The 16,283-nt window shown below is 75.1% G+C and carries 16 protein-coding genes; 12 read left to right on the plus strand and 4 right to left on the minus strand.

Going from position 1 to position 16,283, the window contains the following annotated elements; all coding sequences use genetic code 11:
- Positions 1-23: 23 nt before the first annotated feature.
- The 11 genes from CG747_RS12070 to CG747_RS12120 all read left to right on the plus strand — a co-directional run bounded on the left by CG747_RS12070 (position 24) and on the right by CG747_RS12120 (position 11,482).
- Positions 24-1,484, plus strand: a complete 1,461-nt coding sequence (locus tag CG747_RS12070; protein ID WP_100601692.1) for an MFS transporter — start codon at positions 24-26, stop codon at positions 1,482-1,484.
- A 44-nt stretch (positions 1,485-1,528) separates the two neighbouring features.
- The gene (locus CG747_RS12075) at positions 1,529-2,404 is read left to right on the plus strand and encodes a xanthine dehydrogenase family protein subunit M (protein WP_100601693.1); all 876 of its coding nucleotides are present in this window, start codon (positions 1,529-1,531) and stop codon (positions 2,402-2,404) included.
- The gene (locus CG747_RS12080; protein ID WP_100601895.1) at positions 2,401-4,794 is read left to right on the plus strand and encodes a xanthine dehydrogenase family protein molybdopterin-binding subunit; all 2,394 of its coding nucleotides are present in this window, start codon (positions 2,401-2,403) and stop codon (positions 4,792-4,794) included. Before CG747_RS12075 ends, CG747_RS12080 begins: the two co-directional genes overlap by 4 nt.
- Positions 4,791-5,411: a 2Fe-2S iron-sulfur cluster-binding protein gene (locus tag CG747_RS12085; protein WP_308303772.1), complete on the plus strand. Its 621-nt coding sequence runs from the start codon at positions 4,791-4,793 to the stop codon at positions 5,409-5,411. The genes CG747_RS12080 and CG747_RS12085 overlap by 4 nt, the downstream gene beginning before the upstream one ends.
- Positions 5,411-6,091, plus strand: a complete 681-nt coding sequence (locus tag CG747_RS12090) for an SRPBCC family protein (protein WP_100601694.1) — start codon at positions 5,411-5,413, stop codon at positions 6,089-6,091. The genes CG747_RS12085 and CG747_RS12090 overlap by 1 nt, the downstream gene beginning before the upstream one ends.
- The gene (locus tag CG747_RS12095; protein WP_100601695.1) at positions 6,088-6,738 is read left to right on the plus strand and encodes an isochorismatase family protein; all 651 of its coding nucleotides are present in this window, start codon (positions 6,088-6,090) and stop codon (positions 6,736-6,738) included. Before CG747_RS12090 ends, CG747_RS12095 begins: the two co-directional genes overlap by 4 nt.
- Before the next feature lie 59 nt (positions 6,739-6,797).
- Positions 6,798-7,694, plus strand: a complete 897-nt coding sequence (locus tag CG747_RS12100; protein WP_100601696.1) for an alpha/beta fold hydrolase — start codon at positions 6,798-6,800, stop codon at positions 7,692-7,694.
- A gap of 53 nt (positions 7,695-7,747) precedes the next feature.
- Entirely contained in the window at positions 7,748-8,260 is a 513-nt protein-coding gene (locus tag CG747_RS12105) for a MarR family winged helix-turn-helix transcriptional regulator (protein ID WP_100601697.1), read from the plus strand.
- A gap of 83 nt (positions 8,261-8,343) precedes the next feature.
- Entirely contained in the window at positions 8,344-9,102 is a 759-nt protein-coding gene (locus tag CG747_RS12110; protein ID WP_100601698.1) for an aspartate/glutamate racemase family protein, read from the plus strand.
- Positions 9,103-9,320: 218 nt separating this feature from the next.
- The gene (locus CG747_RS12115; protein WP_257980356.1) at positions 9,321-10,631 is read left to right on the plus strand and encodes an extracellular solute-binding protein; all 1,311 of its coding nucleotides are present in this window, start codon (positions 9,321-9,323) and stop codon (positions 10,629-10,631) included.
- 80 nt (positions 10,632-10,711) lie between these two features.
- Entirely contained in the window at positions 10,712-11,482 is a 771-nt protein-coding gene (locus CG747_RS12120; protein WP_257980357.1) for a PE-PGRS family protein, read from the plus strand.
- A 238-nt stretch (positions 11,483-11,720) separates the two neighbouring features.
- On the opposite strand, the gene CG747_RS12125 is transcribed toward CG747_RS12120, so the two are convergent.
- Positions 11,721-11,966 (minus strand): zf-HC2 domain-containing protein, encoded by a 246-nt coding sequence (locus tag CG747_RS12125; protein WP_100601701.1) that lies wholly within the window; start codon positions 11,964-11,966, stop codon positions 11,721-11,723.
- 49 nt (positions 11,967-12,015) lie between these two features.
- Here CG747_RS12125 and CG747_RS12130 point away from each other — a divergent pair, with 49 nt between their 5' ends.
- Entirely contained in the window at positions 12,016-12,714 is a 699-nt protein-coding gene (locus tag CG747_RS12130) for a sigma-70 family RNA polymerase sigma factor (RefSeq protein ID WP_100601702.1), read from the plus strand.
- An 86-nt stretch (positions 12,715-12,800) separates the two neighbouring features.
- On the opposite strand, the gene CG747_RS12135 is transcribed toward CG747_RS12130, so the two are convergent.
- The 3 genes from CG747_RS12135 to CG747_RS12145 are packed head-to-tail and all read right to left on the minus strand — an operon-like array spanning position 12,801 to position 16,098.
- Positions 12,801-13,271, minus strand: coding sequence for a copper chaperone PCu(A)C (locus tag CG747_RS12135; protein WP_100601703.1), 471 nt, complete (start codon positions 13,269-13,271; stop codon positions 12,801-12,803).
- The gene (locus CG747_RS12140) at positions 13,268-15,730 is read right to left on the minus strand and encodes a cation-translocating P-type ATPase (protein ID WP_100601704.1); all 2,463 of its coding nucleotides are present in this window, start codon (positions 15,728-15,730) and stop codon (positions 13,268-13,270) included. The genes CG747_RS12135 and CG747_RS12140 overlap by 4 nt, the downstream gene beginning before the upstream one ends.
- On the minus strand, positions 15,727-16,098 hold the full coding sequence (locus CG747_RS12145; RefSeq protein WP_180985497.1) for a hypothetical protein: 372 nt from the start codon (positions 16,096-16,098) through the stop codon (positions 15,727-15,729). Before CG747_RS12145 ends, CG747_RS12140 begins: the two co-directional genes overlap by 4 nt.
- Positions 16,099-16,283 lie beyond the last annotated feature (185 nt).

The following is a 16,283-nucleotide window of genomic DNA, read 5'->3' on the forward strand; positions in this document are numbered from 1 at the left end:
CCGTACACCCACCTGGAGCGCACGTGAAAACCGGCGATCAGATCGTCCAGGAACTCCCCTGGAAGTGGGGGGTCCAAGGCAGGATCTTCCTCATCGGTGGCCTCGGCTACCTCTTCGACGCGTACGACATCGCCCTCAACGGCTTCCTGATGCCGCTGCTGGGCGAGCACTTCCACCTGGCGCCCGCCGACCGCGGGCTGGTCGCCACCGCCAACCTGGTGGGGATGGCCGTGGGCGCGGTCGCCTGGGGCGCGGTGGCGGACCGGATCGGCCGGAAGCGGGCGTTCGGCGTCACCCTGCTGATCTTCGCGCTGTTCTCGGTGCTGGGCGCCCTCGCCCCGTCGTACCCGGTGTTCCTGGCGCTGCGGTTCGCGGCCGGGGTGGGGCTCGGCGGGTGCATCCCGGTGGACTACGCGCTGGTGGGCGAGTTCGCGCCGCGCAGGTACCGGGGGCGGGTGCTGACCGCGCTGGACGCCTGGTGGCCGATCGGGGTGACGCTGTGCGGGCTGGTCTCGACGGCACTGCTGCCGGTGGCGGACAACTGGCGCTGGATGCTCGCCGTGATGGCCCTCCCGGCGCTGCTGCTGTTCTGGGTGCGCCGAGGCGTACCGGAGTCGCCGGTGCACCTCGCCGAGCAGGGCCGGGAGGCGGAGGCGCGGGCGGTCATCGACGCACTGGTGGCCCGTACGGGGGCGACGCCCGAGCCGTACGCGATCCCGGCGCCGGTGGCCGTGGCGGAGGCCCGCGGGCCGCGGGCGGTGGCCGAACAGCTCGGCCGGATCTGGGCGTTCAGCCCGCGGATCACCTCGGCCGCCTGGCTGCTGTCCGCCGCCGTGATGCTGGTGTACTACGCGGCGCTGAGCTGGCTGCCGTCGATCCTCAAGGACCAGGGGCTGGGCGGTACCGCGGCGTTCATGGGCACCACCGTCATGAGCGGGGTGGGCATCGTCGGGGTGCTGGTGTCCACGGCGCTGGTGGACGTGATCGGCCGCAAATGGCTGATCGGGCTCTCGGCGCCGGCGGCCGCACTGGCGCTGGTGGTGTTCGCCCTGGTGATGAAGGTGCCCGCGGCGTCGGTGGCGGCCCTCGCGGTCTTCGGTTTCCTGATGCAGCTGGCGATCCCGGCGCTGTACGCCTACGTCGCCGAGTTGTACCCGACGCGGCTGCGGGCCAGTGGCTTCGGGTGGGCCTCCTCGGTCAGCCGGGTGCTCACCGGCTTCGCGCCGCTGGCGTTCGGCTCGGTGCTGTGGCCGGTGCTGGGGCTGCCGCTGACGTTCGGGGTGCTGGCGGTGGTGGTGGCGGCCGCGGTCGGCTGGACGGCGGTGGCGGCACCGGAGACCAAGGGGCGGGCACTGGGCGGCGAGCCGGAAGCCGGCCACGCCCCGGACGTCCGCTCCGCCGCGCCGGACGCCGCCCCCGGCACGGCGGACCGGCCCGCCCCGTCCGGCACCGCCCTGGCCGCGCGCCGCCGGCAACCCTCCTGACCACGCCCCGACGGGACCCGCCGCACGACACGAACAGGAAGCCCATGAAACCCGCCCCCTTCCGCTACCACCGGGCGCGCGACGTCCACGGCACCACCGAGCTGCTGGCCGAACTGGGCGACGACGCCAAGGTCATCGCCGGCGGCCAGAGCCTGGTCGCGATGATGAACTTCCGGCTGGCCCGGCCCGACCACCTCGTCGACATCGGCGCCCTGCACGAGCTCGACCACCTCGGCGTCGGCCCCCAAGGCGCCCTGCACATCGGCGCCCTGACGACCCATCACACCGTCGAGACCGCCCCGGACGACGTGCTCGGCCCGGGGTTCGCGGTGCTGCGCCGGGCCATGGGGTGGATCGGCCATCTGCCGATCCGGACCCGCGGCACGGTCGGCGGCAGTCTCGCGCACGCCGACGCGACCGCCGAATGGTGTCTGCTCGCGGTCGCCCTCGGCGCCCGGCTCGTCGCCACCGGGCCCGCCGGACCACGGCACATCCCGGCCGGGGAGTTCTTCCTCGGCCCGTACACCAGCGTCCTGGCACCCGACGAGTTGCTGACCGAGGTCGTCTTCCCGCGACCCGCGCCGCACGCCGCGCTCACCGAGTTCGCCGCACGCAAGGGGGACTTCGCGCTGGTGTCGGCGGTGGTGGACCTCGATGTCGAGGGGGGCCGGGTGTGCGGCGGCCGGGTGGGGCTCGGTGGGGTGGCGCCGGTGCCGGTGCGGGTGCCGGAGGCCGAGGCGGTGCTGGCCGACGGCGGGTCGTTCGCCGACTGCGCGGCCGCGGCCGCCGCGGCCGCCGACCCCCCGGACGACGCGGACGGCAGCGCGGCCTACCGCCGGCAGCTCGTCCGGTCCCTGGTCGAGCGGGCGTGCGCGGAGGCCGGCGGAACGGCGGAGCCGAGGGAGGCGGGGTCGCGATGAGGCGCGTCGAGGAAGGTGCACAGGAGGACGCGGGGAAGCTGGTCGGGCGGTCCGTGCCGCGGCGGGAGGATCCCCGGCTGCTGACCGGACGCGGCCGGTTCGTCGACGACATCGCCCTGCCGGGCATGCTGCACGCGCAGTTCGTCCGCAGCACGGTCGCCCACGGCGAGCTCACCGCGATCGACCTGAGCGGGGTGCGCGCGGTGCCGGGCGTGGTGGCCGCGTACACCGCGGACGACCTCCCGATGGGCGACATCACCGCCGAACTCGCCCGCCCGCCCGAGGAGTTCGTGCCGACGGCGATGCCGGTGCTGGCCCGGGACCGGGTGCGTTACGTCGGCGAGCCGGTGGCGATCGTGGTCGCCCGGGACGCCTACGCCGCCGAGGACGGGATCGAGGCGGCCCGGGTCCGCTACGCCGTCCGTCCGCCGGTGACCGGTGAGGCGGCGGCGCTGGCCGACGGCGCGCCGCTGCTGCACGCGGCGGCCGCGCGGAACACGCTGGTCAACGTGGAGCTGTTCGCCACCGACGGCATCGACGAGGTCTTCGCCGCCGCCGACCGCGTCGTCCGGGTCGAGGCCCGCACCGGCCGGCAGAACGCCCTGCCGCTGGAGACCCGGGGCGCGGTCGCGCACTGGGACGACCGGGAGGAGCAGTTGGTCCTGCACACCTGCAGCCAGGTCCCGCACCAGGTGCGGACGGTGGCGTCGCGGTGCCTGCGGCTGGACGAGCGGGCGGTGCGGGTGGTGGTGCCCGACATGGGCGGCGGGTTCGGGCTGAAGTGCGTGGTGGGGCGGGAGGAGATCGCCGCGGCGGCGGCCGCGCTCCGGCTGCGCCGCCCGGTGAAGTGGATCGAGGACCGCAAGGACGCGCTCTCGGCGTCCTTCCTGGCCCGCGAGCAGCACTACGACGTACGGGCCGCCTTCGACGCGACGGGCCGGATCCTGGCGCTGGACGCGGACGTGGTGTGCGACATGGGCGCCTACTCCTGCTATCCGTTCACCGCCGGCATCGAACCGCTGATGGCCGCGGCGGAGATGCCGGGGGTCTACAAGGTGCCCGCGTACCGGGTGCGCGGACGGGCCGTCGCCACCAACAAGGCACCGAGCGCGCCGTACCGCGGGGTCAGCCGGCCGCAGTACGTGATGGTCGTGGAGCGGCTGTTCGAGCGCGCCGCCCGGGAGTTCGGCCTCGACCCGGTGGAGATCCGCCGCCGCAATCTGATCACCGCGTTCCCCTATACCGGGGTCAACGGCATCACCTACGACCCTGGCTCCTACCGGGAGTCGCTGGACCTGTGCGAGCGGACGCTGCGCGCCGAGGGCTGGTACGAGCGGCAGCGCACGGCCCGGGCCGAGGGCCGGCACCTGGGCATCGGCTACTCCTGCTTCAGCGAGCGCACCGGCTACGGCTCGGCCGCGTTCGCCCAGCGGAAGATGGCGGTGGTGCCCGGCTTCGACCTAGCCGAGGTGCGGATGGATCCCGGCGGGGCGGTGACCGTCACCACCGGGACGATGAGCCACGGGCAGAGCCACGAGACGACCATGGCGCAGATCGTCGCCGAACGGCTCGGCGTGGACCTGGACAAGGTGCGGCTCCACCAGGGCGACACCGACCGGATCGCCTACGGCTGGGGCACCTTCGCCAGCCGGTCCATCGCGGTCGGCGGCAGCGCCGTCCGGCTGGCCGCCGGGCGGCTCGGCGAGAAGCTGCGCGCGATCGCGGCGGCCCGCTGGGACGTCCCTGTGGCGGAGACCGTCCTCGGCCACGGTGCGGTGCTGCGCCGGGACGCCCCCGGCACCGCGATCGGCTACCCCGAGCTGGCCGAACTCGCCTACCTGCGCGCCGATCTGCTGCCCAAGGACATCGAACCGGGACTCACCGCGACCGCCTCCTTCGACGTCTTCAACGACGGGACGTTCTCCAACGCCACCCACGGCACCGTCGTCGAACTCCACGAGGACACCGGCCGGGTGGAGATCCTGCGCTACGTCTGCGTCGAGGACTGCGGGGTGGCCATCAACCCGCAGGTGGTGGAGGGCCAGTGCCGGGGCGGGATCGCCCAGGGCATCGCCGGGGCGCTGTTCGAGCAGGTCACCTACGACGCCCAGGGCGAGCCGTCGGCGACCAGCTTCATGGACTACAAGGTGCCCACCGCGCACGAGATCCCCGACGTGGCGATCCACCATCTCCAGACGCCGTGCGCGTTCACCGAGACCGGCGCCAAGGGCGCGGGCGAGGGCGGCACGATCGGCGCCCCCGCGGCGGTGCTCAACGCCGTCAACGACGCCCTGCGCCCCACCGGGGTGGAGCTGGACGACATCCCGATCACCCCCGAGACGGTGCACCGCGCGCTGCACCGCCGGCACTACGAGGAGAGCGCCCGATGACGACCCGCCCCCAGCCGCCCGCCGCCGCTCCGGACGCTCCGCCGCCGGCGGAGCGGGAACTCCAGCTGATGGTGCTGGACGTGAACGGCGAGCGGCACGAGGTGATCACCGAACCGCGCCGCACGCTGGTGGACGTGCTCCGGCACGAACTGCGGCTGACCGGCACCCACGTCGGCTGCGAGCACGGCATCTGCGGCGCCTGCACGGTCCTGGTGGACGGGCGGCCGGTCCGGTCCTGCCTGATGTTCGCGGCCCAGGCGGAGGGGGCGCGGATCCGCACCGTCGAAGCGCTGTCGGCAGAAGCGCCGGACGCGCCGGAGGCACCGGACGCGCCGGACGGTGCGCGCGATCCGGTTGGCCGACTGAGCGACCTCCAGCGCGCGTTCCGGTCCCACCACGCCCTGCAGTGCGGCTTCTGCACGCCGGGGTTCCTGATGCTCGCCGAGGGGTTCCTCGCCGAGCGGCCGGACCCCGGCAAGGAGGAGATCCGCGAGGTGGTGGCCGCCAATCTGTGCCGGTGCACCGGATATCAGCCCATCGTCGAGGCGATCGAGCACTGCGCCGCGGCCCGGCGCGCCGAGCGGGCGGCCCGGTCGGACGCCCGGAAGGAGAAGTGATGCAGCTCAGCAACACGGTGCCGGTGCAGGCGCCGCCGGATGCGGTGTTCGCGCTGGTCAACGACGTGGAACGGGTGGCGTCCTGCATGCCGGGGGCGGTGCTGGACGGCCGGGACGGCGACGCCTGGCAGGGCCGGGTCCGGGTCAAGGTCGGGCCGGTCACGGCCGCGTACGCCGGCACGGTGCGGTTCCTGGAGACCGACGCCGGCCGTCGGCGGCTGCGGGTGCAGGCCCGTGGGGCCGATGCCCACGGGAACGGTGACGCGGAGGCGGAGGTGACGCTGACCGTCGCGGAGGCGCCGGAGGGGGCGCGCCTGGAGCTGGTCACGGATCTGGTGATCCGCGGCAAGCTGGCCCAGTTCGGGAAGGGCGCGATCGGGACCGTCTCGACGCGGATCCTGGAGCAGTTCGCCCGGAACCTGGGCGGGCTGCTGGAGACGGAACGGAACGGTGCCGCGCCGCCGCCGACTCCCGCACCCCCGCCTCAACGGGCAACCACCCCATCCGCACAGGATCTTGACGGTCTATCAGTTCTGCTCGGGCCCGCCGTCGGTCCGGTGCTTGCCAAGTACGGGCCGCTGGCCGCCGCGTTCGCGGTCGGGGTGTGCGAGGGGTGGCTGCTGGGGCGGCTCGCCGGGATGCGGCGGGAGCTCAGGGCGCTGCGGCGGGGGCAGGCATGAGCCACTACGGAGCGGCCACCGACCGCACCTACGAGCGGGCCGGGTTCGGTGCCCCGGTCCGCCGCGGCCGGCGGCCCGCGCTCATCGTGGTCGATCTGACCCGGGGGTTCACCGAGGACCGCTTCCCGACCGGGGCCGATCTGAGCGGGGTCGTCGAGTCCACCGCCCGGCTGATCGAGGCGGGCCGGCCCGCCGGTGTGCCCGTGGTGTTCACCGCGATCGCCTATGCGCCCGCCGAGGTGGCCGGTGGCCATTTCACCTGGCTGCGCAAGGCGCCGGGGCTGGGCGCGCTGCTGGAGGGCAGCGAGGCGGTCGCGGTCGATCCGCGGCTGCCGCGGCGGGAGGCCGACGCGCTGGTGGTGAAGAAGGGCGCCTCGGCGTTCTTCGGCACCTCGCTGGCCGCCGCCCTGACCGGGCTGGGCTGCGACACCGCGGTGGTGTGCGGCGCGACCACCAGCGGCTGCGTGCGGGCCACGGCGGTCGACGCGGTGCAGTCCGGCTTCCCGGTGCTGGTCCCGCGGGAGTGCGTCGGGGACCGGGCGGCGGGCCCGCACGCCGCGGCCCTCTTCGACATCCAGGCCAAGTACGGCGACGTCATCGCGCTGGAGGACGCGGTCGGCTATCTGGGCGGGCTGGTGGGCGATTGAACCGACCCACCCCGTCCCCTCCCCCGTCCCCTCTCGTGCCCCGTCAGGAAGGTGCCCCCATGCCGCAGCCCCCATGGTCCGCCCCGCCCGCCCGGTCGGTGCGGCAGTCCGCACTCGCGGATCTGGCCGACGTGCCCGCCACCAGCCGATGGGTGCGCTCGGGGACCACCCGGCTGCACGTGCTGGACTACGGCGGGGACGGACCCGCGCTGGTCGTCCTGCCGGGCATTACCAGTCCGGCCGTCACCATGGACTTCGTCGCCCGCGAACTCACCGATCTGGTGCGGCCGTTGGTGGTCGACGTGCGCGGGCGCGGACTGTCGGACGGCAGCGGCGACGGCCCGGAGGGCGACGGCGGCGGGCGCGGCTACGGACTGGAGGTGTACGCCGAGGACACCGAGGCGGTGATCGAGGGGCTCGGGGTGGCTCGACCGCTGCTTTTCGGGCATTCCATGGGCGCGCGGATCGCGGCGGTGGTCGCGGCGCGCGGCAGGGTGCCGCTCGGCGGCAGCGTACTGGCGGATCCGCCGTTGAGCGGGCCGGGCCGCGGCCCGTACCCGACCCCGCTGGCGGCGTTCCTCGGGCAGCTGGCGGAGGCCGAACGCGGTACGGACGCCGACGAGGTGGCCCGGTCGTGGCCGCGGTGGCCGCGCCGCGAACAGGAGCTGCGGGCGCGGTGGCTGTCCAGTTGCGACCGGCGGGCGATCACCGCCACCCACCGCGGTTTCGAGACCGAGGACTTCTTCGACTGGTGGCCGGGGGTCGCCGGTCCCACGGCCCTGTTGTACGGCGCGCAGAGCCCGGTGGTCACGGCGGCGGGGGCCGCGGAGGCGCGGGCGGCGCTGCCGTCGGCCACGGTGACCGCGGTCCCGGACGCGGGCCACATGATCTTCTGGGACAACCCGCCGGCCGCGCTGGACGCACTGCGCGCGGCCCTGCGTCCCATGCTGGCGTGAACCTGGTGACCATCCGCGGGGACCGGCGCGGCGCACCGTGATTGAGTTGCCCCATGGCTGACGAGACCACATCCTCCGCGACCGGTTCCCCCGCGGCTTCCCGCACCGCCGACTCCGGGGTGGCGATTCCGCACGCCCTGACCGCGGCGCCCGGCTATCAGGTGCGCCGGCTCTACCAGGCGTACCTGGCCGTGTGGGTGCGCGCGGTCGATCCGACGCTCACCGGACCGCAGTTCGCGGTGCTGACCGCGGTGGACGCGACGCCGGGGCGGGACCAGCGGTCGATGGCCTCGGCGGTGGCGCTGGACACGTCCACGATGGCGGACGTGGCCAGGCGACTGGAGAGCCGGGGCCTGATAGTCCGCCGTACCGACACCGCCGACGGCCGCCGCAAGCTGCTGTTCCTGACCGAGGAGGGCGAGCGCACGCTGCGCGCCGCCCGCGACCGGACCCGGCAGTTGGACGAACGGCTGCTGGCGCCCTACGAGGCCGGGCAACGCGCCGACGTGATGCACCTGCTGACGTCCCTGGCCGATCACTGGGAGGGCCTGGCCGGGGAGTTCTGACCGGCACCCGGCCCCTCGCGCGGGTGCCTCACCCTGGTATGTCCGCGTACGTCCGCGTACGCGGCACGTCCTGAGGAGGACCCGTGACGGACCATCACATCGGGCTGATCGTGCCCAGTTCGAACCTGACCATGGAGACCGAACTGCCGCGGATGCTGCAGGCCCGGGAGGCCGTGCACCCCGAGGACCGCTTCGTCTTCCACAGCAGCCGGATGCGGATGCGGCACGTCACGCCCGAACAGCTGCGGGAGATGAACGCCCAGACGGAGCGGGCCGCGGCGGAACTCGCCGACGCCCGGCCCGACGTCGTCGCCTCCGCCTGCCTGGTCGCCATCATGGCGCAGGGACCCGGCCATCACTGCACGGCCGAGGCGGAGATCGCCGGTGTGCTGCGCGCACAGGGTGCGGCGGCGCCGGTGGTCTCCAGCGCGGGCGCACTGCTGGACGGCATAGCGGCCCTGGGCGCCCGCCGGATCGCGGTGGTCACGCCGTACGTGAAGGAGCTGACGGCGCTGGTCACCGCATACATCGAGGACGCCGGGGTGGAGGTGGTGGACGCGCTGAGCCTTGAGGTTCCGGACAATCTGGCGGTCGCCCGGCTCGATCCCCGCGCACTGCTGGACCACTGGCGGCGACTGGATCTGCGGCGGGCGGACGCGCTGGTGCTGTCGGCGTGCGTCCAGATGCCGTCGCTGGCCGCGATCCAACCGGTCGAGGAGGCGGCCGGGCTGCCGGTGCTGTCGGCGGCGACCGCGACCACCTACCGCGTGCTGGGCGAACTGGGCCTGGCGGCCCGCGTTCCGGGGGCCGGACGGCTGCTGAGCGGCGCCCTGGGCGGATAGCGGCGCGGGGTGCCGGGCGCGGCGGTCGCCCGGCACCCCCGAATCGCAGGCGGCCCGGTACCGCTCCGCGGACACGACATCGTCACGCCATGCCCACGTGGCACAATGCGCCAGCCATCGTGTGCGGTTGTCCCGTCCACCGGCTCCGCCCGGCAGCACGGGCGGCGCCGGCAACCCGCCCGGTGGGCTGGTCCGACCTTCCGCAACGCAGGTATGAGGTGACAGCAGCAGTGCGTCGACGGGTCTTTCTCTCCCGTACGGCCGGTATGGCGGGCACGGCGGCGCTCGGGCTCGCCGGGTGCGGGTCCGGTGCGGCGTCCGGCGGAACCGTCCGGCTCACGGTGCTGGCGGCGAGCTACGGCAGGACCGTGGGCTCCCCGATCGTGGACCGGTGGCACGAGTTCATCGCCGCGTTCGAGAAGGAGCACCGCAACATCGGCATCGATCTGGAACTCGCTCCCATCGAGAAGATCGACCGGACGCTCGCCGAACGGGTCGCGGCGGGCCGGGAACCCGACATCGCGCAGTCCTACACCTTCGCCGACTACGCCGAGGCCGGCCGGCTCTACAGCGCGGACGACCTGTTCGACCTCTCGGCGCAGGCGGACTTCCTCACCCCCTTCGCCCGGGCCGGCGAACTCGGCTTCACGGAATACGGCATTCCGTTCCTCACCAGCACGCCGCGGCTCTTCTACCACACCGGCCACTTCGCGCGGGCGGGCCTGAGCGGGCCCCCGACGTCCTGGGCCGAACTGCGCACCGCCGCACGGGCACTCAAGGCAGCAGGCGTCACCACCCCCTACGGGCTACAGTTCGGCCCTGAGGCGGCGGAGGACGAGGCACTGGCCTGGATGCTGGCGACCGGCGGCGGCTACGGCGGCCAGGCCGGGTACGACTTCCCCAAGGACGCCAACGTCGAGGCGCTCACCTGGGTCAAGGAGCAGTTGGTGGCCCCGGGGCTGGCCGGTGACGACCCGGCCCGGTTCAGCCGCACCCCCGCCTACGCCGCCTTCCTGAAGGGCGAGGTCGGCATGATGCTGGCCCATCCGGTCCTCATCAAGGCCGCCGACCGGGCCGGGGTCCCGTACGCCGACGCCGCCTTCCCCATGAAGGACGGCGGCGCGGCACCACCGGTCGGGCTCAGCGACTGGCTGATGGCGTTCAAGCGGAACGGGCACCGTCAGGAGTGCGCCGCCTTCCTGGACTTCCTCTACAGCGAGCGGGCGACCACCCGGTTCGCCCAGGGGCAGGGGACGCTGCCGGTCACCGTCTCGGGCTCGGAGGCGCTGCGGGCCCAGCGGTCCGCGCGGGCCCTGTGGCCGTTCATCGACCAGATGCCCCGGGCCGAGTTCCATCCCGTCGGGCGAAGCACCTGGCCGAAGGTCCGGGACACCCTGCGGCAGCGGATCGGGGCGGCGGTCGGGCCGGGCGGCGATCCACGGGCGCTGCTGAAGACGCTTCAGAAGGCGGCGGAAGCGGCGGAGGCGGCCCGGCCGGCGGCGGCGCAGCCGGAGGACGTGGCCCCGTAGGGGTGCCGATGCCCCGTTGTGCGCCTCTTCCGCCCCTCCCGGTTCGCTTCCGGCGGCGAGGTGCGACGATGGGGCCTGTCATGGATGCGGGGCACGTTCTCAGGGGGCTGCGCGCCGCGGTGTTCGCGGCGGTCTGCGTGCTCCTGGCTGCACTCGGGCACGCGGTGATGTCGGATGCCGCGGTGCCCGGCTGGATGCTGCTCGCGGCCGGTGCGGCGACGGCGGCCGGTGCCTGGTGCCTGGCCGGACGTGAACGCGGTCCCGTCGTGGTGGGTTTGCTGACCGTCGGCGCCCAAGCCGCCCTGCACAGCGCGTTCTCGCTGGCACAGGCGGTGGCCGACGCCGGCCCGGACCGGGCGTCCCTCGCCCGTGCCTGGGCGGACACCTGGCTCTGCGGCGCCCAGGGGCTGTCCCTCGCCGACATCGACGCGGCGCGGGCACTGTCGCCGATGGGCCGGATGAGCCCGGCGGGCGAGATGGACGCGACCGGTTCGATGGGGTCCATGGGATCCATGGGGTCGATGGCTTCCATGGGCTCCATGGACCCTTCGGCCGGTATGCCGCACATGGGCATGCACGGCAGCTCCGGCGGCATGCTCGCGGCGCACCTGCTCGTCGCCCTGCTCAGCGCCTGGTGGCTGTGGAGCGGGGAGCGGGCGGCGTTCCGGCTCGTCCGGAGCGTGTCCGCCTGGCTGTTCGCGCCGCTGCTCCTGGTGCTGCGGGTGGCGCTGCCCGCCTCCCGCCCGGTCCCGCGCCCCGCCCGGCAGGAGCCGCGGTGCGCGGTGCGGCAGCTGCTGCTGGCCCATGCGATGTCCTTGCGGGGTCCCCCGCGCGTACCGGCTGTCGTCTGACAGCACGGTCGAATTCCCGAGCCGGACCGACGGTTGGCGCAGGGGCTGTTGCCTCCTGCCCGGTGTCCCGGCTCCGACTTCACCGGTCGTCCGCGCCGTCGCGCGGTGACCGGATCACGCGAAGGACTCCAGAGGACTCCAGATGATGATTCCTGTCCGGATGCCGGTGGCGCCGCTGCCCGTGTCCGTTCCCCGTCAGCGGGAGGGCCGCGGCGGGCGCCCGGCGCTTCCCGGCCGCTCAGCCCGCCTGTCGTCCCGGCCGGAGGCGGGCGAGCAGCGCCTCCACGGCCGCGGGGTCGCCGTCGGCCGGGGACGCGGTGGTGTTGCCGAGGGCCGCGGTCAGCGCTTGCGCGCGGGCCTCCCAGCGGCGGCAGTCGTGACAGCCCGCGAGGTGGTCGTCGAGACGGCGGACCGTGAACCCCGGGGGCAGCGCCTCTCCGTCGAGGCGGGCGGAGAGTGCCGTACGGATGCGCGAGCAGAGCATGCCCCCATCCTCCCCGAATTGGTCCGGACCGGCGAGGGGCGGTTCCGGCATGCGTGACGACGAGACGGTGACGGGCTGGGCGCTGGCCGCCCGGGACGGCGACGAGCGGGCCGTCGAGCAGTTCGTCCGGGCCACCCAACTCGATGTGCGGCGGTATGTGACGCACCTCAGCGGGGAGGCCCAGGCCGCCGACGACCTGGTGCAGGACACCTATGTGCGGGCGCTGCGCGGCCTGCCGCGGTTCGAGGGCCGGTCGTCGGCGCGGACCTGGCTGCTGACCATCGCCCGGCGGGTGGTGGCGGACCGGATCCGCACCCATGCGGTCCGGCCGCGGCTGTCGGCGACCGACGATTGGCAGTCCGCCGCCGAGCGGGTCCAGCCGCGCGGGGTGCCGGGCTTCGAGGAGGGCATCGCGCTGGCCGAGCTGTTGGCGGCACTGTCCTCGCAGCGGCGGGAGGCTTTCGTGCTGACGCAGTTGCTGGGGCTGTCGTACGCGGCGGCGGCCGGGGTGATGGGCTGTCCGGTGGGGACGGTGCGCTCGCGGGTGGCCCGCGCCCGGGAGAGCCTGATCGCCCTGCTGGCGGAGGCGGAAGCGGGGGCCGGCGGCGGGACCGGCGCCGGGTCCGCGGTGCGGGCCGACGGGGACGGCCGGCAGCGGGCGGCGGCCGCGGCCCCGCGCGACGTACCGCACCGGAGACCGGGGCCGGGTGACCGGCAGCCGCGCCGGCTCGCCGCCGCCGTGGCCTGACCGGCCGGACACGGCGGGCCGACGGGCCCCTGGGTGGACGGTGGTCCGCCCAGGGGCCCGGTGGCGGCGCGACGCGCTCCGGTCCACTACTGGCCGGGGCGTACCGCTCGGGCGTCGACGGTCAGCGGCGGGCTGTCGCGGAAGTGGAGGGTGAAGGTCAGGCGGTCGCCGGGGGCGAGCCGGGGCGGCGGGCTGATCATGATGTCGAGGGTGGTCGGGGTCATCGTCAGCGTGCCGCCGGCGGGGACGGTGACGCCCTCGACCATGGACATGGACCGGGCGTTGCGGCCGATGGCGACGTCCCGGCTGAGCATCGTGCGGTGCCCGGGCGGGCCGGTGACGCCGGTGAGGACGTCGTTCGCCGTGCCGGTGTTGCGGAGGGTGAAGAAGGCGGCGGTGGCGTCGTTCCCGGCGGGGATCAGCACCCGGCCGTCGGTGGCGGTGAGCCGGGCCGGGGTGCCCGCGTTGCCGGTGGCGGTCCAGGCGGTGAGGGTGCCGAGGGTCGCCAGGCAGGTGAGCAGCGGCACGGCACCGGCGAAGAGACGTGAGCGGTTCATACGGATTCCCAAGTGCCTTGAGAGTGGCGCGAGTCGGCGCGGCCCCGGGGGGCCGGGCGGCGGGTGGTGCGGGTGGCGGACGGCGGCTGCCAGGCGCGGAGCCGCAGGCTGTTGCCGACGACGAGGAGGGAACTGGCGGACATGGCGGCCGCCGCGAGCATCGGGTTGAGCAGCCCGACGGCGGCGAGCGGCACGGTGACGAGGTTGTAGCCGAAGGCCCAGAGCAGGTTGACGCGGATGGTGCCGAGCGTGCGGCGGGCCAGCCGTACCGCGTCGGCGATCGCCTGGAGGTCCTCGCGGACGAGGGTGACGTCGGCGGCGCCGATCGCCGCGTCGGTGCCGCTGCCCATGGCGATGCCGAGGTCGGCGAGCGCCAGGGCCGCCGCGTCGTTGACCCCGTCGCCGACGACCGCGACCCGGCCGCCCTGCTCCTGAAGGGTCGTGACCAGCGCGGCCTTGTCGTGCGGGCGGGCCTGGGCGTGGACCTCGGTGATGGCGAGCTGTCCGGCGACGGCGCGGGCGGTGGCCTCGCGGTCCCCGGTGGCCAGCACCGGCCGCAGCCCCAGGCGGCGCAGGTGGTCCACGGCGCGGTAGCCGTCGGGGCGCAGGGTGTCGCCGAGGGCGAGGACGGCTTCCGGGGTGTCGTCGACGGTGACCAGGACCGCGGTGCGGCCGGCGGATTCGGCGGCGCGGACCGCGTCCGGCAGGGGTGCCGGGAGTCCGGTGGGGTCGTCGGGCGGCCGGACGACGGTCACCATGCGTCCGTCGGTCACGCCGCGGACGCCGAAGCCGGGTGTGGCGGTGAAGTCGCGGACGGCGGCGGCCGGTTCGAGCGGTGTGTCGGGCCGGCGGTCGCGGGCGTAGGCGAGGAGGGCGCGGGCCACGGGGTGCTCGGAGCCCTGCTCCACGGTGGCGGCGAGCCGCAGTACGTCGTCGGGGTCGCGGCCGTCCGTACGCGGCGTGAAGTCGGTGACGGCCATCCGTCCGGTGGTGAGGGTGCCGGTCTTGTCGAGGACGACGGTGTCGATGCGGCGCAGGCGTTCCAGCGCCTGGGGGCCGCTGACCAGGATCCCGAGCTGGGCGCCGCGGCCGGTGGCGGCCAGCAGCGCGGTCGGGGTCGCCAGGCCCAGGGCGCACGGGCAGGCGACGACGAGCACGGCGACCGCGGCGGTGACCGCGGCCTGCGGGTCGGCGCCGGCACCGAGCCAGAACCCCAGGACGGTGACCGCGATGGTCAGGACGGCGGGGACGAAGACCGCGGCCACCGCGTCCGCGAGCCGCTGGGCCCGGGTCTTGCCGGTCTGGGCGTCCTCGACGAGCCGGGTGATCCGGGCGAGTTGGGTGTCGCCGCCCACCGCGTCGGCCCGGACCTCCAGCAGCCCGCCGGAGTTGACCGCACCGCCGACCACCGCGGCGCCCGGACCGACCTCGACGGGATGGCTCTCGCCGCTGATCAGGGAGAGGTCCAGGGCCGAGTTGCCGGTGACGACGGTGCCGTCGGTGGCGACCCGTTCGCCGGGCCGGACCAGGAACCGGTCGCCGACCCGCAACCGGCCGATGGGGATGCGGCGTTCGGTGCCGTCCGGCCCGGGCACCGACACCTCCTTGGCGGCGAGTTCCGCCAGCGAGCGGAGCGCGGCGCCGGTGCCGCGCCGGGCCCGGGCCTCCATCCGCCGTCCGGCCAGCACGAACAGCGCGACGGCGACGGCGGCCTCCAGATAGAGGTGGTCGCTGCCGTCGCCGGCCGTGGGCAGCAGGCTGAACGGCATCGTCATGCCGGGCGTTCCGGCGCCGCCGAGGAACAGTGCGTAGGTCGACCAGCCGAACGACGCGGCGACACCGAGGGACACCAGGGTGTCCATGGTCGCGGCGCCGTGCCGGAGGCCGCGCAGCGCGCGGGCGTGGAAGGGCGCCGCGCCCCATACGGCGACGGGGGCGGCCAGCACGAAGCAGAGCCACTGCCAGTTGCGGAACTGCCAGCCCGGCACCATCGACAGGGCCAGCACGGGGAGGGAGAGCGCGGTGGTCAGCAGCAGCCGGCGGCGCTCGGCGCGGATGTCGGCGTCCTCGCCGTGCGGCCGGTCGCCGCGGGGGTCGTCGCCGTGGCCGTTGCCGGTGGTGGGCTCGCCGGTCCGGTCCGGGTGGGGTGCGACCGGGGCGGGTTCGGGGAGGCGGGCGGTGAATCCGGCGGCTTCGACGGTGGCGATGAGGTCGTCGACGGAGACCGCCGCGGGGTGGCTGATCCGGGCCCGCTCGGTGGCCAGGTTCACCGAGGCGGTGACGCCGTCCAGCCGGCCCAGTTTCCGCTCGACGCGGCCCACGCAGGCGGCGCAGGTCATGCCGCCGACGATGAGGGTGGTGGTGCGGCCGGGGTCCGCCTCCGGGGTCGTGGCGGGGGCCGGCGTCGGGGCGGGGTGACCTGCCGTGGAGGGGCGGGGTGCCTGCTGGTGCTGGGTCATCGCCGTGCTCCCCGTGCCGCGCGGACGGGTGCGGGGTGGGCGGCGGCCGTGGAGACCGTGGTCGCCGGTACGGCCCGCGCGGCTCCGCGTGCACTCATGCCCGACATGCCCGGCATCCCGCCGGAGTCCCCGCCGCCGGGCGCCTCGGGGTTCCCGGTGCCGGGGCGGTCGGCGGGATGCAGTCCGGGGGCGACCGGTCCGACGGCGCCGCCCACCGCGTACGAGAGGGCGAACAGCAGCGCCAGGAGCGCGGCGAAGCCGAGGACCGAGCGGGCCGGCAGCAGCCGCCGGAACGGCAGGAGGGGGGCCCAAGAGCCGGGGCGCCGGGCGCGGTCGGGTGGCAGGGCGGAGAGCGCGGGGGTGGTCATCGCGTCATCGTGGCAGGTGGGCACGGGGGTGATCGGACGATCGGGGTCCGTTCGGGGCGTGAGGTTTGTCCCGTCCGCCCGGCGGAACTCGACGCCGTCGCGGACCGACTAACTGGGTTTGCCCGCCGTCCACTTCACCGTGCCGCGGCCCCGGGCGCGGGAATTTCCCCGTTTCGCCGGGAACT

The sequence above is a fragment of the Streptomyces sp. CB02959 genome, assembly GCF_002803155.1.
Lineage (GTDB): Bacteria > Actinomycetota > Actinomycetes > Streptomycetales > Streptomycetaceae > Streptomyces.